This is a genomic window from Patescibacteria group bacterium, from assembly GCA_040387855.1.
Lineage (GTDB): Bacteria > Patescibacteriota > Minisyncoccia > Phycocordibacterales > JAKAEA01 > JAZKCY01.
Map to the genome: position 1 here is coordinate 518,148 of JAZKCY010000001.1, position 19,384 is coordinate 537,531.

General features: G+C 35.9%; 17 protein-coding genes. All 17 read right to left on the bottom strand.

Going from position 1 to position 19,384, the window contains the following annotated elements:
- Positions 1-36: 36 nt before the first annotated feature.
- Complete coding sequence (locus V4519_02905; protein MES2436937.1) at positions 37-291, bottom strand: hypothetical protein; 255 nt, start codon at positions 289-291, stop codon at positions 37-39.
- Between the two features lie 210 nt (positions 292-501).
- The gene (locus tag V4519_02910) at positions 502-864 is read right to left on the bottom strand and encodes a hypothetical protein (protein ID MES2436938.1); all 363 of its coding nucleotides are present in this window, start codon (positions 862-864) and stop codon (positions 502-504) included.
- Positions 854-1,516 (bottom strand): DUF4145 domain-containing protein, encoded by a 663-nt coding sequence (locus V4519_02915; GenBank protein ID MES2436939.1) that lies wholly within the window; start codon positions 1,514-1,516, stop codon positions 854-856. Before V4519_02915 ends, V4519_02910 begins: the two co-directional genes overlap by 11 nt.
- Positions 1,517-1,520: 4 nt before the next feature.
- Entirely contained in the window at positions 1,521-2,912 is a 1,392-nt protein-coding gene (gene aspS, locus V4519_02920; GenBank protein ID MES2436940.1) for an aspartate--tRNA ligase, read from the bottom strand.
- 687 nt (positions 2,913-3,599) lie between these two features.
- Positions 3,600-4,613, bottom strand: a complete 1,014-nt coding sequence (gene trpS / locus V4519_02925) for a tryptophan--tRNA ligase (GenBank protein ID MES2436941.1) — start codon at positions 4,611-4,613, stop codon at positions 3,600-3,602.
- A gap of 62 nt (positions 4,614-4,675) precedes the next feature.
- Positions 4,676-5,230 carry a hypothetical protein gene (locus V4519_02930; GenBank protein ID MES2436942.1) on the bottom strand — a complete coding sequence of 185 codons (555 nt, stop codon included), beginning with the start codon at positions 5,228-5,230 and terminating at the stop codon, positions 4,676-4,678.
- 104 nt (positions 5,231-5,334) lie between these two features.
- A complete protein-coding gene (locus V4519_02935; GenBank protein MES2436943.1) occupies positions 5,335-6,381 on the bottom strand; it encodes a hypothetical protein in 1,047 nt (348 codons plus the stop codon).
- A gap of 42 nt (positions 6,382-6,423) precedes the next feature.
- A complete protein-coding gene (locus tag V4519_02940) occupies positions 6,424-8,127 on the bottom strand; it encodes an ATP-binding protein (GenBank protein ID MES2436944.1) in 1,704 nt (567 codons plus the stop codon).
- A 35-nt stretch (positions 8,128-8,162) separates the two neighbouring features.
- On the bottom strand, positions 8,163-9,224 hold the full coding sequence (locus tag V4519_02945) for a nitroreductase family protein (protein ID MES2436945.1): 1,062 nt from the start codon (positions 9,222-9,224) through the stop codon (positions 8,163-8,165).
- 3 nt (positions 9,225-9,227) lie between these two features.
- Positions 9,228-10,808, bottom strand: a complete 1,581-nt coding sequence (locus V4519_02950; protein MES2436946.1) for an aromatic amino acid ammonia-lyase — start codon at positions 10,806-10,808, stop codon at positions 9,228-9,230.
- Positions 10,805-12,259 (bottom strand): hypothetical protein, encoded by a 1,455-nt coding sequence (locus V4519_02955; protein MES2436947.1) that lies wholly within the window; start codon positions 12,257-12,259, stop codon positions 10,805-10,807. The genes V4519_02950 and V4519_02955 overlap by 4 nt, the downstream gene beginning before the upstream one ends.
- A gap of 5 nt (positions 12,260-12,264) precedes the next feature.
- On the bottom strand, positions 12,265-13,377 hold the full coding sequence (locus V4519_02960) for a ThiF family adenylyltransferase (GenBank protein MES2436948.1): 1,113 nt from the start codon (positions 13,375-13,377) through the stop codon (positions 12,265-12,267).
- Between the two features lie 1,075 nt (positions 13,378-14,452).
- Complete coding sequence (gene dnaJ / locus V4519_02965; protein MES2436949.1) at positions 14,453-15,526, bottom strand: molecular chaperone DnaJ; 1,074 nt, start codon at positions 15,524-15,526, stop codon at positions 14,453-14,455.
- Between the two features lie 308 nt (positions 15,527-15,834).
- On the bottom strand, positions 15,835-17,754 hold the full coding sequence (dnaK, locus tag V4519_02970) for a molecular chaperone DnaK (GenBank protein ID MES2436950.1): 1,920 nt from the start codon (positions 17,752-17,754) through the stop codon (positions 15,835-15,837).
- A 35-nt stretch (positions 17,755-17,789) separates the two neighbouring features.
- Complete coding sequence (locus V4519_02975; GenBank protein MES2436951.1) at positions 17,790-18,113, bottom strand: hypothetical protein; 324 nt, start codon at positions 18,111-18,113, stop codon at positions 17,790-17,792.
- 14 nt (positions 18,114-18,127) lie between these two features.
- Positions 18,128-18,718, bottom strand: coding sequence for a nucleotide exchange factor GrpE (locus tag V4519_02980; protein MES2436952.1), 591 nt, complete (start codon positions 18,716-18,718; stop codon positions 18,128-18,130).
- A gap of 308 nt (positions 18,719-19,026) precedes the next feature.
- Positions 19,027-19,338, bottom strand: coding sequence for a hypothetical protein (locus V4519_02985; protein MES2436953.1), 312 nt, complete (start codon positions 19,336-19,338; stop codon positions 19,027-19,029).
- Positions 19,339-19,384: the final 46 nt, after the last annotated feature.

Sequence of the window (19,384 nt, forward strand, 5' to 3'; positions counted from 1 at the left end):
GTCAAATAAAAAACTGACTCTCCCTTCCGAGGAAAATCAGCGTAATTCGTATGCAGGATTATCGTAGAGATCATGGTACTTCAGTGCTCGCACCGTAACCCCGTATTCTAGTGCTGCTACGAGTAGCATGTACTCTATCCCTCCACATTTCGCGTTTGGATAGAGATCAACCCAAAGGTTGTCGAGCGTTTCGTACTTGTTGGGCTTGCACTTGAGTACTTTTTTGGCTCGATCGAGAATCAGATTGCGCCGCACAGAAAGCTTCTGACCAAGGTTAATGGTATAAGCCACCACTCCGATTAGGTAAAAAAGATACAGCAGACTGATGTCCCGATCGTCGAGCCACCACTGAAGCCCGATAATCACGAGGATGCCAGACAGGATGTACCCCGACTTTTCAATCAGCCCTTGCAGAACGCACTTAATGAACATCGCCAACCTCCGTTTTGGTTTGAGTAATCGGCCCCGCTCGTTAGATATTGTCGAATTTGGATGAGGATGTCAAACCTTAAAACCTTCTACAGCCTTTTCAAAATCTTCTTTAGTTTTATATACAGTCTGAGTTTTAATAACTGGTTTATATTCAGCCAAAATCTCATCCCATTCTTTCTGAGTTATATTCATGCAAAATTTAGTCTCAAGCGGCACATCGTATCGCCATACTTGAAATGAAGCATAAAGATCACCTGAGCCTACAAAGACATCAAGTTCATCACCATCTTCTCCCCTATAGCCTTCAATAAATCCATAGTTAGTAGGAAACGTAACTCCTCTCAATGGATACTTGTAGGTACCATCATCATCTTCATCCTCGAAGGTTTTGAAGGAGCGTTTTTTGTTTTCAATAGTGATTTTAAGATTCATTTTCTTTTAATTTCCGTTTTCTTTTTTGTGCTAATCGTTGATTCAATTTCTGGATTTTTGCAGGAGCAACATAAACATATTCAATAATTGAAGTAAAAAATTCATCCATTATTTTTGCCTCTTCTCCACCTACTGAGTCGTCATCATCAGTAGCATGGGCACCGATATTCCCAAAATACCTTAGTGCTTCGCTCATCCTAGATAGTGTTTCGGGGATGATTTGTTTTGCTGCCAAATCATCTAGTTTAGTTTTAAGATTTTTACCAGAAGCACCTTTATCAATACACACAGCTTCTAAGCACCTTCGAATCATAACGGCAAATGAAATAGGAGATAATTTTTCTATTCGTTTTGCCTGAGTATAGTTTTTTTTAATTCTTTCAGGTAACTCATCTTGATATCTCTTGATTTTTGGATACTGCAAAACTGCCTCATTAAGGTTACCAAGATCCATACTTAATTCTATGTCACTAAATAGAGAAACATCTTCGCAACTTTTGCATCTAGTTAAAAAGTAATAAGTATCTACCGTTTCAAATACATCACCTTCAGAATTAGTTAGCACTTCTTCAGGTCCATCACATTTAAAAATTATTTCATGAGGAGAATTATTACCACAGTGATGACATTGAATGATTTGTGGTTTCTCCATTTGTTTATTTCACAATCTTAAGTCCCAATTCTTTAAGCTGCTTTGGAGATGCTTCTGAAGGAGAACTCATCATGAGATCCTTTCCTTCTCCAGTCTTTGGGAACGCAATAACTTCTCGAATGTTTGGCTCACCCATAAGAAGCATCACAATTCGATCGATACCAGGAGCGAATCCTCCGTGTGGAGGCGCACCAAACTTAAAGGCCTCAAGCATATGCTTAAACTTTGCCTGCTGTTCTTCCTCACCAATCTCTAGGAGTTCAAATACTCGCTTCTGCATCTCTTGCTCATGAATTCGAATACTTCCAGAACTAAGTTCATATCCGTTCATAACGAGGTCATATGAATTTGCTCGGATAGACATAAGGTCTTCACCTTTCATAAACTTCTCTTTGTCTTCATCTTTAATAGAACAGAATGGATGGTGAGCTGCAGTGATCTTTCCTTCACTGTTGTTTTCAAACATTGGAAAATCAACAATCCATGCAAATGCTAATTCATTTGGATTTTCTTTATCTTTTCGAAGATCCGGTTTATCTGATCCATACTTCTCCATTGATTCTTTGTAGGTAATTCGTGGGAATGGAATTTCAGTAATAGTTTTTTCAGGATACAACGTCTGCACAAGCTCAATAAACATGGGCTCTGTAAATGAAAGAATATCTTCTTGATTTACGAATGACATTTCGTAATCGAGCTGAGTAAACTCAGGCTGTCGATCTCCTCTAAGATCTTCATCTCGCATACATCGAGCAATTTGGAAATATTTTTCAAAGCCAGCAACCATAGAAAGCTGCTTAAATTGCTGCGGAGATTGTGGGAGTGCGTAAAACTTCCCTGTTTCAAGTCGTGAAGGTACCAAATATTCTCGTGACCCTTCAGGAGTTCCTTTCATAAGAATAGGAGTTTCGATTTCAACGAAATCATTCTTATGCATGTGGTTTCGGAAGAACGTAATAATCTTATCTCGTTCTCGAATGTTTTTCTGAAGTCGATCACGTCGAAGATCCAAGTATCGATACTTGAGTCGTACTTCTTCATTTACTTCTTTACCATCAGTATGCAAATCAAAAGGAGGAGTTTCTGCTTTGTTTAAAACGTTGATTGCAAGGACTTCAAGTTCAATGTTGCCGTTCTGTTTATCTTTCTGAATGTTTCTTTCTGGTCGAGCATTTACTTTACCTTTTATTTCGACAACCCATTCTGGTCGTACTTCTTTTGCAATAGTAATTGCTTCAGTAGCATTTGGGAGAACAACACCTTGCACCTTTCCAGACATATCACGAAAATCAAAGAAAACCATTTTTCCTTGATCGCGTCGGATATCTACCCAGCCAGAAATACTCACTTCATTGCCTACCTGTGATTTGAGATCTTTAATATACGTTCGTGTCATATGTTGAGATACTATCAGAATTTATGCAAATTATCCAACGAAATAGCCGCTCCACGTTGTATGCGTGGAGCGGCGTGGCGTGACGGGAGGCGCAAGTTACGCCTCGGCAGCGAAGTAAAAACCGAAATGATCAAATTGAAGAGCGATTCGTTTGTTATCCTATCTGATATAAAAAATAAGTCAATGGAGAAATTGCGACACCCCCATAAATGGGAAATGGACACTGCGGCAATAAAGCGGCGGTGCCCATTATGTGTCGGGGGTTAGTAATAAGTCGTCCTTGAGTTGATTGGTTTGGTTGCTGTGAAGCGACCGTACCAATCAAACTCGAGGTTATCTACTAAGTGATCCTGACTCATACATAGTACTCCTATGTAAAATAATCGTCAAGCAACAGTCTTAGCTGTGAAACAGATATGCTGTTCTGTCAAAATATCTAGTTGAAATTTAGGTAAAATAATAGGAGCGGGAGGTTGAATAAATTCATCCTCTCGCTCCTAGATGTCCCTTTTGGGTTTCACTATGCTTTGCGGCACTGGGGTGGCCGAAGCCCCTCCACCACCAGCAGCCGCTGCGCGAAACCTCAATCGAAACGGTGTACTTGTTACATATACAATAATATGCTCATTACAAACAGAGTCAACAGCATGTGTTGTCTCTGAAATGTATTTAGTGCTTTGTCAAAAGCTAGTTGAAATAATGAATCTGCAATGCTCCGCGCACATCTTTCATAGTTTGTCCAGCAATCTTTTTTGCTTTCTCTGTTCCCTCTTTTAATATATCTAAAACAAGTTTTGGATTTTGTTCGTATACTTTTCTTTTTTCTCGAATTGGAGTGAGAATTTCTTCGAGTAATGCAATGAGTCGTTTCTTTATAACAACATCGCCCAATCCTCCTTGTTGATACTGTTTTTTCAATTCAGCAATTTCTTCTTTATTCGGATCAAAAATATCTAAATAGGTAAATACTACGTTTCCTTCTACTTTTCCAGGATCCTGTACATGAATGTGGGTTGGATCTGTATACATTTTCATAACTTTCTCAGCGACGGTTTCTGGAGAATCGGCAAGAAAAATAGCATTGTTGAGTGACTTGCTCATCTTTGCATTGCCATCAATTCCCACTAAGCGAGAATGCTCAGAAATAATTGGAGTTACTTTTCCAAACACTTCACCATACAAGAAATTAAATTTCTGGACTATTTCATTTGTTTGTTCTAAAACAGGAAGCTGATCTTCTCCCACAGGCACCATATTTGCCTTAGCGAAAAGAATATCGGCTGCCTGGCTTACCGGATATGCCAAAAATCCTGCCGGTACATCTTCCCCATATCCCTTTTGCTGCATTTCAGACTTCACAGTCGGATTTCGTTTTAATCGAGCAAGTGTTACGAGGTTTAAAAAGAGCACTGTTAGTTCAGCAATTTCCGGAATTTGTGATTGAATAAAAAAAGTTGTTTTTGCAGGATCAACTCCACATGCCAAGTTGTCCATAGCAACTTCAACAACATTTGTGCGAACTTTTTCAGGATTGTCAGCATTGTCAGTCAATGCTTGAATGTCGGCAACCATATAAAAACTTTCATCAGCTTCTGTTTGAAGTTTAATTCTGTTTTTAATAGATCCCACAAAATGTCCGAGATGAAGTTTTCCTGTTGGTCTGTCCCCGGTTAGTGCTGTTTTTTTAGATGAATCGCTCATGGGTGAAATAGTATCAGAAATAATGGGATTTAGGAAGAAATAAAAAAGCCTCATCCTCGACATCAGTCGTTGATAAGGCTAAAGCCTGTTGGCCTTCGAAGGTTGTCCAAGGTGATCCTGAAACCATGCGTGTTGCCAAGTTCGATCGGCAAAATTTCCGTCGAACTGAACAAGAACGCAAGCATGTGCTTGAGCAGCACCCCTTCTCCAACCACGAGGATGTCACCCTCCATCTCGGGAGTTACATTTCCGCGAATCGCATCCGCAAGGCCACTCATTGCCACAGCGGCAAATGAGGTGAGAACCGTGCGCTCTTTTTCCGTGCGACCGGTCGGCAGATCCTTCAGCCCATGGAATTCCATTATCCGCTGGAGGGCCGGGTTTTCGAAGCTCATGTCTGGCACAATCACGATCTTGCTCTGATCGTGATTGTGAGCGATGATCATCGCTGTTTCCTTGGAATCCGCTGATGGTGAGCTCGCCACCAGATCAAAAGTCGGGTATCCAAGCTTTTCCCTACACCGCTCAGCTTCTACCACACCGTCGAAGGTGAGAGTTGCCTTGTTGTCGACTTTATAAGTGACACTGCCTCCACGACTGATAAAGAACATATTCATAACGGACTCCCACTTCACATGAGACACTCTCAAAGACGCTCCGTAATTTTACAATTTTTAAGGGAAAAGTCAAACATAAACATGTAATAAAAGAAATACAATTATTATTGACCTGCTGGAATTATAAGTTGTATTTTCATAGAATGGGACGCCTCTTGAGTGGAATATGCCATTGCATACAGTTGTGCAACAAGTGTCACTGGTTCTGATGAAGAGCTAGTAAAGACAAGTGATGTTGATCCATTAGCAGTTAGGTCGTTTGGTCCAAGATCGTCACAGTAAAATATCTTATTACTATCTTTATATTTAATGGTTATTGCTGGATTGCATGATACTTTCAATTTTGTATATACCGTATTTTCCGTACTCCATTTTAAATTCTTTATTGTTGAATTCACTCCATCATTTTGAGTAAATGATGTAACAAAGGCGATCTTATCTGTTGATTGTAAAACCGAAAAGACATCATTACTCATATCAAAATAGTTTTTGCAACCATCAATACAAACTTTTATTTGGTAGCCACTGCCCATTCCCAAAGTATTAACAAGAGTTTCATTCATTGTAAATGTAAACCCATTGTCCAATACTTTTGATTCATGTATTAGTACACTTTGTCCAATTCTCGATCCAGAACCGTTTGATCTCTGAATATAAACACTAATAGTGTTATTTGTATCAACATTAATACCTGAGATCTTATATGAAACAGTATAGGTTTCTCCAACTTTCCACATATTCCCTCCATTAGGCGAAATAACTTCAATTGATGGTTTTACTTCTGCTTGTATTGTTTGGGTTTGTTGGGGAGGAGCAGACTCAGTCTTGATTTGGACTGATGATGTTTGAGTCTGAGCTTGTTGCGGAATCGTAATACTAGGTTGAACTGGTTTTGTTGTAGGGATAATTTCAGTTTTTACTTCTACTTTTGTTGAGATTGTATTGGTTGCCGCTTTGTCTTGACCTGCTTTACTTGGAGTATTCGATGCATATATTTGTTGATCCGATGTTGTCGCAAGTGGAGCTTGTACAACAGAATTTCCAACTTTTGTAGAAGATTTTGTATGGATTAAGTATGTTCCACCAACAGCTGCAATAGCTATTGCAGAAAGTATGAGTATGGCTACAAATCCTCGATTATCATGTTTCATATAGGTATAAGACGAATCAGTATGGCTGAGCTTACATATATACTAATGAGTCTTAATCAAAATGCCTTTTGGTTTTTGATCTACAGGAACATCCTCTTTTTTCATATCACTCGTACCCAATTCAATGTAAAACTGAGCTCCCTTTTCCTCCCCTTCAGATTCTGCCCACACACGTCCATGGTGCGCCTCAATCATTTGCTTTGCTACATACAAACCAAGACCTGTTCCCATGATATTTGTTTCATTTGCATTTTCAGCTCGTGTAAACTTTTGAAACAATTTGGGAAGAGTCGATTTATGAATACCCACTCCAGTATCTTTAATTGCAATCAATGCCTTTTTATCCTTTACTCCAAGCGATATATCTATTCCTCCTGATGGTGTGTATTTAATAGAGTTATCGAGAATATTTCCAAACACTTGTTTGATCTTTCCTCTATCGGCGTGGATCATGTAGCTCTTATCTTTATCAAACATATAGTTGAATGCAAGTCCTTTCTTATCCATTGTAGGTTTAAATTCAACAATCACCTGATTTACCAATTCTTGAAGATCAAAGTCTGTAAAGTCATACTTCATTCTACCCTGTTCGATTCGTGATACATCTAGGAAGTCCCCCACAATAGTTACAAGATTGTTTGTAGAATTCATCACTACATCTACAGCTCCAAGTACTTCCTTTGATACCGGACCATAGTCACCTTCTTGAATAAGAGAAATGTATCCTTTAATAGCGGTAAGTGGTCCTCGGATTTGATGGGTTGCGAGGGAAATAAATTCTGTCTTCATTTTATCGAGGTCTTTCAATCGTTCATTGGCTTCTGCAAGACCTGTATTTGATTTTTCGAGATCGCTAGCAAGTACTTCGATTCGTTCTCGTTGTTGGATTTCACGGAGAACTCCTTTAATAATTAATATGCTAAAAAGCATTACCAAAAAGAAAACAACAATTCTAAATATTGTGATTGTTACTGTTTCAGCAAATATTATTTCAATAAAGCTAACTATAGTAAGAGCGAAAGTCAATGAAACAGTACCTGCGATTTTTAAATTAAATAGTTTGTGTTTCAGGATTGCATATGCCGTAAATGAAATAAAAGGAAAGAAGAATATTGCTGCAAAAGATGTAAAGCTTGAATTTTGAAAATACAGTGGTAATAGTAAATTAAAAATAACTAAAAAAGAAAAAGTTATAAAAACTCCTATTGAAATAAACTTAAACTGAGTTCGTTCATTCCCAGTGCTCTTAATAGTTTTTTTTATTAAATAGTATAAGCCTGTAGATATAAAAACAATAATTGCTAATCCAAACAATGCTATCGCTGGTCCATTATTAACAGTTAGAATTTTTCCTGTAGTAGAAACCTCGTTAACTCCTGAAAAAATAAAAGGGGTTAATGTTAATAATCCGATAATAAGAGTTATTGGCTGCAAAATGTATCTATAAAAAAAAGGGAATTTTATATTTTCATTCGGAAAAACATAGAAAAGCTGCATAAAATAAAATGCGTGCCATAAAGCTAAAAAAATAGTAATTTTTAATAGTGCGAAAGAAATATCAATTGAACTAACAATATCGCGTGCATAGTTTAATGAACTATATAGGATTGTAATAATAGCAAAAGCTAAGAAGCTCTTATTAGTTATACTCCTTCTATTATTAAAATATATTGAAAATCCCAAAATTCCAATTGCTGCTATTATTACTGCTACTGAAAGTAAACTCAAATTAGATATTAAATTCATTAGAATATAAAATTGAAATCTAATTATATCACAACTTATTTTCCATTCACTAAGTATGGTTTTTGTCTATAACTTTTAATCCCTAATTTATCAGTATAACCGACTCTGAAAATCATCAGCACTTCATCGTTATTAATATTAAATTCATTTTTTATGACCTGGTACTGATTTATAGCAAGTTTAGCGTTTTCTTTGGTTAATTTTAGCGGTAATCCTAACAATAATCTTTGAGCAATAAAAATTATTCCAGATACAGGTTGTAAACTTAAACCCTTATTAGTAGTTCTTAACCATAAATTCTGCATCAATATTCCACATTGGATATAGTCAATTTGGGTCGTAGACTTGGAACTTATTGCAATATAAGCTCCTGATTTTGAATACAGTTTTGAGTTTCCGAATGCTGCTAAACTAGAAAAACCTAGTGTATTCAACATCTTAGCAATCGGCCAATATTTAAGAAATTTAAATATCTTTTCAATAATAATAGGGAGTTCTAAAGTCTTAATATATAACCCCTCCTTTCCACTTTTATAGTCATTTTTATTCCAAATTATATCTTTAAAAAAATTATGATGTAATTCCTTGGTTTCTAAAGCAATTTTTTCCATTTTACTTGAAGCTATACTAATCTTTTCAATTTGTTTTCTGTTTGAAATCCAATGCAAGTTTAAATTTGAGTTTGGATACTTACATTCTAAAATATAATTCTGGATATCAAGTTCAATTTCAGTGCTTTTATAGGCTTTTCTATTTGTATGTCTAAGAATTATGGAAGAAGCTAACTCATGATCCGTTCTCACTGAGGCATTTGTAAAATCAACAATTGCAATTAAGTCCTTTTCATCACTTTTAGGAAAAAATTTAAAATCTGCCTTTAAGCCAAAACCACTAGATAAAATATTTATGTTTTCAACTAAAGCTCCATGAGCGATATATGAACCTCTTTGTTGGAAATTTAATAAAGGATGATCTTTATTTGGTAAATTATAAATTTTCAGTTTATTCGCATTAAGAGTAAACTTCCAGGGTTGTGAATTGTCTCCTGAGGGTGCAAAAACAGCTTGATTTAATATTAATCTAATTTTATCTTCCATATGTCAGATCTGTTTATTTCTCATCATTTCGACTATTAGTTCTATATCCTGGCTTAAGTCTCTATCTAAATTAACAAATTGTGATTTAGAACGAATCTTATTGTATATATTTTTACTACTTAAACTGGAATTTTGAACACCTCTAAGTTCTAATGCCTGCGCTGATGATAAAAACAATATTGCAGTTATTCTTTCTAAATTTAATACAGCTTCTTTTAAATCATATGCTGCATGCACAGCAAGACTATTTACATCTTGATTGTCACCTTCTGTTGGAATCATAAATGACTGCTGAGATTGTGCTAACTTTCTGTTTTGCACAGTAAGCGATGCTGTAAGAATTTGAACTGGTCTAAATCCATTATAAATTTCTGGATTTGTAATTAAGTTTGAGGGTAATCCATAGTTTTTTCTAGGATGAACCATATTAGCAAGTATTGCATGCATCCAAGTTGATGCTTGACCAATATCGATTTTAATTAAATCACAAGCTTCAGTTATATAGTGCCCCATAAAATTTGCACCTTGGTAAATTGATTTATTTTGAACATCAATAATGGGATTATCATTCACAGAATTAATCTCTTCTTCAACCCATAAAGTAGCTTTTTTTAAATTCTCATAAAAAACTCCAAAGCCCTGAGGCACGGCTCTTAAAGAGTAGAAGTCTTGAAGATTTTTCACTGACCCAAAATCACTTTTCATTTTAGAAGATTCCAAATTCTCATTTCTAACAGTATTTAGATCTCGGATTAATTTGCTATTTTTCCAAAATGAATTTAAAAAATTATTAATATATATTTGTCCAGAGTGGTTTTTTAATTGATGTACAACAGAATTGTAAGCACTATCAATTATGCAGAGTGATTCCAATGACATGGCAATTGCTGACAACATTTGTGGGAATAGTCTATTTAAATCATACATTGATAACGCAGCATAAGCAGTTAGAAATGATGTTCCGTTAATTAATGCTAGCCCCTCTCTAACTTTTAACTCGACCTTTTTTAATTTCAGACTTGCCGATATTTTGTTGTATTTAGTTTTTTTACCTTGATAGTTTATTAAAACATCTTCACCTATTAGAACTGATGCTATTGAAGATAGTGGAATTAAATCTCCACTTGCTCCAATTGATCCATATCTTTTTATGATAGGGTGAATGTCTAGATTTAGTAAGTTAAGTAATGATTCAATAACTACTGGTCTCACACCTGAATATCCTTGACTTAAACAATGTGCTCTTAAAAAGATAGACGTACGTACAATATCCTCACTTATCTCTTCTCCTAGTCCAATATTATGTGATTTAATTAGATTATATTGTCTATCATTTATAGATTTTCGATATTCATTAAAACCATCTGTTAAATGATTATCGAGCATGTTAACTTGGTTTCCAAACTGCGTATTTAACCCATAAATTGGCATGCGTTCAAATGCATTTTCAAGTAAATATTCATTTGACTCAATGATATACTTAATTGAGTCTTTATGTAATGAAACTTTATGTGACATCCTTCCCACTTTATGACAATCTTCTAAGTTTAATGAGACCTTCTTTCCAACATTAATATTTTTCATTTAGTATTAGGTAAAATTACTCTAGGCTTTTTTCCTTCCATGTTTAGAATTCCAGAGTTTAACTTTAATCGGAATTTGTGATCACCAAATTTAATTAACTCAATTGTTGGTAATGCTTTTTCCTTAATAATAGAGTACAACTTTCTGTATTCAATATTTTTCTCTAATAAACTTTTAACTACTGTCTCCCTTGCGATCTTAATAATATCAATTGTTGGATCTATATTTTCTGCTAGTTCTAATTGTAAGTATAATTTTTGACTTTTGCCTTTATTAAAAGTTTTATTATATGCGAAATAATTTCCTGATAATAATTTGGATAGCTTTTTATGTTCTATCCCACTTTTAATGTGCTCAGGAAATATGTTTAACGCATAGAAAGTAACGGCCACATCTGTGCGCCCCTTGAGAACAAGGAATGGTAATTTCCATTCTTTTAAACCGTTCTGAACAGCTTTTTCAAAGAGGCCAAATTTTTTTAGTATTTTCTGAATATGATTGAACGTAAAAATAGTCCCTAGATCATGGATATTGTAACGAATAAGCGGAACTGCTGTTTGAGTCGTTAATACTAGCTCATCATTTATAGTTTCAAAGTAAACGATCTCAGGGTGATATTGAACTAATGCAGGTTGTGGCTGTGTATCACCAAAGATTTCTAGGTAAAGTTTGCGATCCTTTTGTGATTGTCTACGTATAAATATTGAAAGTTGAGTTTCATGCCCAAGCATCGCTGCATCTGCAGATCCATAAATGCTAACTATGTTTGAAAACTTATCCCTAGTGTCTAACATATTTAAGGTTGATTCTCTCCATGACTCAGAATATTTGTCCCCAGCTGTTAGTACATATATATTTTCATTATTTATAGGGATTCTTTTAACTTGTGCATCTTTAAGGATATCCATTACAAAAGGAGGATATCCAACTAATACCACATTTTTAAATTTAGGAGCAAGATTCTTTAAAACATTGAATATATCATCCTTTTCAATTCCTGGTGAAATTGTAGTGAGATTATACCCCTGTCTAGCAACGTATCTGCAGGCTTCTAATGTGTAGTTACCGGCCACCCATACTCCCATAGAAAAACAAATTATTACCAAGGTAGAATCAGACTTTTGGATTTTGAATACTTTTCTAAAAATTTGTTCATGGATTCTCCCTCCAATTTGTTCTTGTTTGTCACCTCTAAACCAAAAAGTTGGTCTTCCTGATGATCCTGAACTAGCATACACCATAGGAGGAATTTTCTTATGATCAAATAAATCCTGGAAATTATATTTATAAAGATAATTCTTCTTGTCAACCAATGGAACTTTTTTAAAGTCTTGGAAGTTTTTAATACTTGAATATTTAATATTTGATTCTTTCAAAAAAAGTTTATAGGCGGGCACGTTTTTTGCCATATCGTAGAAAATATTCAAAACTCTTTTTTCATCATGTTTCATCGCTATTATAAGAACTTATTCTTGAAATCCTCAGTACTTTTTTTCCTGGATTCTATATTACGATCGGAGTTGTAATCTGGATTTAGAATTTCTTCTAGATTTATTACATATCTTCCAGATGGCATATTAGAATTACAAATTATTTTTCTTGCTGCATATACGATTGCTCCTCCTGCTGTCATAGCAGTGCTACCTAACTGAGGTACTGATGGAATAGTTTTTCCTATGTTTAATATTGATTTTTGCATATTTAAAGGTAGGTATTCGGGTCCTACAATTTTTGTAGCTAATCTAAGCCAAGTCTTAAAATCTATTTTTTGTAAATCTTTAAATTCGGACTCTTCAATTAATCCATGAAATATAGGTCGATTCATTTCAATATCAAATCTTTCTACATCTAGAAGTACATTATCACCGTTATCCGTTGCCATGAGAACAGGGATTCTATTCTCTCTACATATTATTCTACTTTTTATTTTCAAACCAATATCTTCAAATTCATCAATAAATATATCTAATTTAGGTTGAGTGATGAACTCAAGCATATTCTCATTACTTAATCCGTTTGACCACAATTCTAATTCAGCAAAGGGATCAATATCCCACACTTCTCTAGCAGTTATTTCTGTTTTAATTTTGCCTATATCTATTAGTTTTGCGCGTATTCTATTTAAATTTGTAGTTTCTACAGTATCAAAGTCAGATATCTTAATATTTTTAGGTCCTCCTGTTATCGTGAGAGCAGCTACAACAGCTGATCCAACTGATAATCCAGCTATTCCAATTTTCGAATTACGGTATTTGATCTGATCTTCATGACTAATTATATCTTTATTTCTAGATGTCCGGAGAATGTAGTAATAATCTTCATTAACAGATTTTACTACTGTATTATAATATGAGTAATAAATTAAAATTGATTGAATAGATTGAGTTAACAAAAAGTCCCCAAGTTTTTGATTATATTCAACACTTGTCTTTTTAATTTGTGGATTGTTAATTTGAAAGATTTCTTCAATTTGTGTTTTGTATGCATCAACAAAAGTAATCGAATTAGATTTTGATATTTTTTCAAATTCTGATTGATCTATGATTTTTGGTTTGATAATTTCGAGCATTTTACAAGAATATTCAATGTTAATAAGTGTTTTACTTATAATAATTTGCTTCCATAATCAGTAATTAGTATAGATTAATATAGCATTTCTTATATGAAGTATACTGAATATAGACTATTAATCAACATTGTCATTTCGGTATACCATTTTTTTTCTTTTTTCAAAATCTTCGTGTAACACTAGGAATTGTCTTTCAACTTTATGATATTTAATTATCATCTTTGTAAGCATTAACCCAAGCATTAATATTATCAATAAAATACTCGAATGATATAAAATAATATTAAAACTATTGGACTTGATAACATTCAAGATTTGCACTAATACTAAAACAAAGAATGCTATATGTATTATGGCTAGTCTTAAATTTAGAATACGATTGTTACTAGAAAATATTATTAAGCTCACTATAAATATTATAGGAATATTCATTATGTACCCAAAAGGGATATACTCTGTATTATCAAATAATGCAGGCAATACTAAATTAAATATAATTTTGGAAATGAATGCTGTAAATAAAAAAAATAGTATTATATGCCTACTTGTATTTGGTAACTTGCTAAATTTTAATTTTCTATAAAATGTTATTAAAATAGAGGTGATTAAAACTAATATACATAAAGTAAATATTATTATGCCAAATGAAATATTTACTAATGGAACAAATCCATAGTTTGGAAAGTTTTTGATATCTTTTACTATAAATGGTGAGCATAATAATATCGAGATTAAAATAACAAAAGGTACAACTCCGAATTTATATATAAATGGAAATTCCATCTTTTCATTTTTGAAAGTTAGGATAGTATGTAGCAAAAAAAACAGATACAAAATTGAAAAAGCAAAACTAATACGAATTAGAATTAGTGTAATAGTCTGGTTTTGTGAAATTGATGAAATGTAGCTCGTTGCAGACCATCCAATCAAGCAAATTGAGAACCCAAGAAAGGTCTTATTAGTCGGGTCATGAATATTTTGATAATAAATTGCAAAACCCAAAATACTTATAACAATAACTACAATATATAAAGCTATTAAATTTGGGTTTTGCAACACTTCCATATAATAACCTTTATATTCCCTCTTTTTTGAGCTCTTCTATGAGCTTCGCAGCATTTTTTGAGAGTTTATGCGGTATATCTACAGAAACCTTAATTAAGATATCCCCACGCTTACTTCGATCTGCAGGCACTCCTTTTCCTTTGACCCTGAGGACTTCTCCGTGATTTACCCCCTGAGGAATCTTGATAGTAAGTGGCCCATCGAGAGTTTCGAGACTATATTCACCTCCGAGTAATGCTGTAGAAAGCTTTACATTTAATTCAGTTATGAGATTTATTCCCTCTTTGATAAAGATTGGATGCTTCTTTACATGAACTTTAATATAAAGATCTCCTGCAACTCCACCGGCTACGGCTTCTCCTGCACCAGTGAGACGAACCATTTCTCCGGTGTTGATTCCAGCAGGAATTCTAATTTTTATTTCTTCCTGTTTTTTTAGGATTCCCATTCCACTACACTTCTTACATTTTTCTGTTGGAACTTTTCCAGATCCATTACAAGTTGAACACTGTCGTACCGATGCAAATGTACCGAGGAACGATGATTTGTTTTCTTGAATTTTTCCTTTTCCATTACAGGTTGGACAGGTTTTCATTTCTGTCTTTGGTTCACCACCTGTGCCATGACAATTGTCACATTGAGATGTTTTGTTGAGAACAATTGTACGATCTGCGCCAAATACTGACTCTTGAAATGTTAGCTCTACATCTACTGATATATCTGCTCCACGCTTTTGACGTGAACTACTACGTCCTCCTCCGAAAAATTGACCAAAGATATCACCAAGATCAAAGTCTTCAAAGCCCTGACCTTGTTGGAATCCAGAAAAGTCGAAACCACCGAAGCCTCCGGCGCCCGGTCCTCCAGCTGCACCATCGAAGGTTTGGCCATAGGTATCGTATTGTGAGCGTTTTTTGTCATCAGAAAGCACCGAGTATGCTTCACTCAGTTCTTTGAATTTTGCTTCATTTCCTCCACCTTTGTCGGGATGGTATTCATGAGCAAGCTTTCGGAAAGCCTTTTTGATGTCATCTTTTGATGCACTTTTATCAATGCCCAATGTTTCGTAATAGTTTTTTGCCATGCGAATATTATATATACTTATAGCCCATTTTCAATCTTACCGGCCCCAGCTGTTACCTTTCAATACTTGACTCGTAGTTACTTTAGTTGTCTCGAACTTCCCAACTCTAACGTTTGGAGGTGCCACATGGAAGCGGCACTCGCTCCCATCGCACTGGTCTGTTCACTGCTCGCTGCCCGCGGGATCATCTGGTACATAAGCCGGAACCCCAGCAAGCGTGACCCACGGACCATCGTTCGGTTCTGATCTTTCCCAGGCTATACGGCCCGCCCCCACCATTGATTTGGTTGGGGGCGTTCACGTTTATATTACTTAGCTTCTGGATTATCCTTTGGTTCTTCTTTTACTTCTTCTGCATCACGTACTGGTCCATCGGTTGCTGGCCCTGCCCCTTCTGCCCCTGGCTGAGCACCCGCTGCACCTTGTGCTTGCTGATTCATATACTGGCCAATTTTCTGAAGTTCATTTGAAAGCTCTTCAGTTGCCTTCTTCATATTTTCAATATCTGTGCCATCTTTCACTGCTTTAAGTCCTGCAATTTTACTTTCAATAGCAGTCTTGATATCTGCTGGTACTTTGTCCCCTGCATCTTTCAATGACTTTTCTGCAGTATAGAGAAGCTGTTCAGAAATATTCTTTGCTTCTGCAAGTTCATGCTTTTTCTTGTCTTCATCGGCATGAGCTTGAGCGTCTTTCTGCATCTTTTCAATATCTTCTTTTGAAAGACCTGAAGTTCCCTGGATTGTAATTGACTGTTCTTTTCCAGTAGTCTTTTCTTTTGCCTTAACGGTAAGAATACTGTTTGCATCTACATCGAAGGTCACTTCAACCTGCGGCATTCCTCGAGGTGCTGGTGGAATTCCATCGAGCATAAATCGTCCGAGATCTTTGTTGTCGGCTGCCATTGCTCGTTCACCTTGCACCACATGGATTTCTACCGATGTCTGATTGTCTGCCGCTGTTGAGAAAATCTGACTCTTTGAGGTAGGAACTGTAGTGTTCTTTTCAATGAGTTTTGTAGCTACACCTCCCATAGTTTCGATTGAGAGTGAAAGTGGAATAACATCAAGAAGAAGAATTCCTTTCACATCTCCAGAAATAACTCCTCCTTGAATAGCTGCACCAAGTGCCACTACTTCGTCTGGATTTACTCCAAGGTGTGGTTCTTTGTTGAAGAATTCTTTAACTGCCTTCTGCATCGCTGGCATTCGGGTCTGACCTCCAACGAGGATCACTTCTTGAATTTCATCCTTCTTAAATGGAGAAGCTTCCATTGCTCGTTTTGTGATTTCAAGTGCTCGGTCAATGAATTCTCGAGTGAGTTCTTCAAGCTTAGTTCGAGTAAGAGTCATAACCAAGTGCTTTGGTCCTTCAGCGCCAGATGAAATAAATGGAATATTAATTTCTGTCTGCACTGCTGATGAAAGTTCAATCTTTGCTTTTTCTGCCGCTTCATCGAGTCGCTGAATAGCAAGAGCATCTTTCATGAGATCGATTCCTTGATCTTTTTTAAATTCTTCTGCAAGCCAGTTTATGATTTTCTGATCGATGTCCTTACCTCCAAGATGAGCGTCTCCGTCAGTTGATCGCACTTCTACCACATCGTCTCCCACTTCAAGTACAGAGATATCAAATGTACCTCCTCCGAAGTCGAACACTACGATCTTTTCATCTTTCTTTTTGTTGAATCCGTATGCAAGCGCTGCAGCTGTAGGCTCATTGATGATTCGCTTCACATCAAGGCCTGCAATTTTACCTGCATCCTTTGTTGCTTGTCGCTGAGCATCGTTGAAGTATGCAGGAACAGTAATAACTGCTTCTGTTACTTTTTCTCCAAGACGAGCTTCGGCATCTGCCTTAAGCTTTTGAATGATCATCGCAGAAATTTCTTCTGGTCGATACCATTTATCTCCCATCTTCACCTCAATTCCTCCGTTGTCTGACTTTCGAGTTTCAAAGGGAATATTTTTAATATCCTTCTGAACATTAGCTTCATCATAGGTGTGACCAATGAATCGCTTGATTTGGAAGATCGTATTTCGAGGGTTGGTTACTGCTTGTCGCTTTGCCAAAAGTCCTACAAGTCGTTCACCTGTTTTTGACTGAGCTATGATAGATGGAGTTGTTCGTGCACCTTCCGCGTTATCAATGATGCGGGGTTCGCCTCCTTCCATGATTGCCACAGCTGAGTTTGTTGTACCGAGATCGATACCAATAATTTTAGACATAAATATAAATAATTAGTTGTAATAACAAAAACTAATTATCTATATGTAGGAGGTTGAGCTGCTAGACCTGTTATAAAATTTGATTTTTCAGATCCAAAAATGTGAGCAAAGTATGGAGAAACAATTGGCTGTGAGATCAATGCCAGAGCAGGTGCTGTGAGGGCTAAAACAGCTTGAGGTGAAGTCTTTGAGCCAGAAAGCAGGTGTATTGCCTTTGGTATGATTTTAACGATTTTAGGCTCAGAGATGGCGACAGTTTCAGTACCTACCGTTTCAAGCATGACAGCAACAACCACAAACTGAGTTGGCTGCTCAATCGTTGCAAATCTAATATGCTGTTTTCGGTGTAGCTTTAGCATTATTCTGATTACTCTTACTTCTTAAACTCTCCTACTTTAACACGTGGAGCTTTAATTATTTTACCAGCAATAGTATATCCTTTCTGAATTACGTCAGTAATTACATGATCTTGAGATTCATCCTGGACTTCATCATATGATACTGCTTCGTGAAGCATTGGATCAAATTTCTGTCCCTTAGGATCAACTTCAGTGACGCCATTGTCTTGCAATACTTTCACAAACTGAGTTTGAATATATTCAATTCCCATTCTCCAGTTTTTATCTACAGCTTCCCATGCAGCTTTATTTGCACGTGCCATTTCAAAACTTTCAAGAACTGGAATTAACTCTTCAATAAGACCTATTTTTGCAAACTTAACAAATTCTTTTTTATCTTCTTCGTCTCGCTTTCGAGCGTTTACAAAATCTGCTTTTGCTCGCTGCCATCCATCCAAATATTCTTGTTTCTCAGCAATTGCTTTTTTAAGCTTTTCTCGTAAATCTTTAACTGCATCTTTACTTGTCGCAGTATTACCTTCACCATCTTCTGGAATAAATTCTTCATCAGTATCGGCAATTTCTGGCTCTATATTTTCGTCGTTGTGTACAATTTCATCTGCCATAGTGTGTCTATTTTAGAATATTTTTAGGGATTGTCAAAGGCTTGAAGATCGAGGTTTATGTATATAAAAAAACTAGTGGCCCTCATGTTGAGAGATCACTAGTTGCGTGACCTGCGCCTACGCGGATTACGACGCTTGGGGCCATACTTTTGTTCGGCTTGGCGAACCGAGTTGACTGGCATGATTTCGCGTTGGTCACGTAGAACTTGCCGATAATGCGGACTACTCGCCCTTCGGTGCTTTTTACTCATCGAGATACTCCCTTCTTCGGGCTATTTAACCATATATTGAATATATATCAAGCCCAACTACATTGTAATCGTAATCCACTCTCCCGATGAAAGCTTGCTTCCTATAAGTCCTATGAGCATAAACGCAAGGACTAACGTATGGATCGTTGTCAGAACCACAATAGCCTTTGTTTTTTCATGGTGTGCAATAGAAGAAAAACCTATAGCTACAGATATTATGAGCGTAATAGGAAGAATAATTAGTGAAAGTAATGCGAGCGTACTAGGATCAGTAAGTGGATACAATGAATATAAACGAAGCGATGAAGTGATAATACAAAATGCTAGCCAAAGCTCAGGAGACCACAATAAAACATTTCTGATTTTCATGTTAAAAGTATAGCACAGCTTACTGTGTACAAAACAAAAACCACCT

Excerpts from the sequence above, each read along its gene's own strand:
- V4519_02910 (MES2436938.1), bottom strand. The coding sequence starts at position 864 with ATGAATCTTAAAATCACTATTGAAAACAAAAAACGCTCCTTCAAAACC.
- V4519_02915 (MES2436939.1), bottom strand. The coding sequence starts at position 1,516 with ATGGAGAAACCACAAATCATTCAATGTCATCACTGTGGTAATAATTCT.
- aspS (MES2436940.1), bottom strand. The coding sequence starts at position 2,912 with ATGACACGAACGTATATTAAAGATCTCAAATCACAGGTAGGCAATGAA.
- trpS (MES2436941.1), bottom strand. The coding sequence starts at position 4,613 with ATGAGCGATTCATCTAAAAAAACAGCACTAACCGGGGACAGACCAACA.
- V4519_02930 (MES2436942.1), bottom strand. The coding sequence starts at position 5,230 with ATGAATATGTTCTTTATCAGTCGTGGAGGCAGTGTCACTTATAAAGTC.
- V4519_02935 (MES2436943.1), bottom strand. The coding sequence starts at position 6,381 with ATGAAACATGATAATCGAGGATTTGTAGCCATACTCATACTTTCTGCA.
- V4519_02940 (MES2436944.1), bottom strand. The coding sequence starts at position 8,127 with ATGAATTTAATATCTAATTTGAGTTTACTTTCAGTAGCAGTAATAATA.
- V4519_02945 (MES2436945.1), bottom strand. The coding sequence starts at position 9,224 with ATGGAAGATAAAATTAGATTAATATTAAATCAAGCTGTTTTTGCACCC.
- V4519_02950 (MES2436946.1), bottom strand. The coding sequence starts at position 10,808 with ATGAAAAATATTAATGTTGGAAAGAAGGTCTCATTAAACTTAGAAGAT.
- V4519_02955 (MES2436947.1), bottom strand. The coding sequence starts at position 12,259 with ATGAAACATGATGAAAAAAGAGTTTTGAATATTTTCTACGATATGGCA.
- V4519_02960 (MES2436948.1), bottom strand. The coding sequence starts at position 13,377 with ATGCTCGAAATTATCAAACCAAAAATCATAGATCAATCAGAATTTGAA.
- dnaJ (MES2436949.1), bottom strand. The coding sequence starts at position 15,526 with ATGGCAAAAAACTATTACGAAACATTGGGCATTGATAAAAGTGCATCA.
- dnaK (MES2436950.1), bottom strand. The coding sequence starts at position 17,754 with ATGTCTAAAATTATTGGTATCGATCTCGGTACAACAAACTCAGCTGTG.
- V4519_02975 (MES2436951.1), bottom strand. The coding sequence starts at position 18,113 with ATGCTAAAGCTACACCGAAAACAGCATATTAGATTTGCAACGATTGAG.
- V4519_02980 (MES2436952.1), bottom strand. The coding sequence starts at position 18,718 with ATGGCAGATGAAATTGTACACAACGACGAAAATATAGAGCCAGAAATT.
- V4519_02985 (MES2436953.1), bottom strand. The coding sequence starts at position 19,338 with ATGAAAATCAGAAATGTTTTATTGTGGTCTCCTGAGCTTTGGCTAGCA.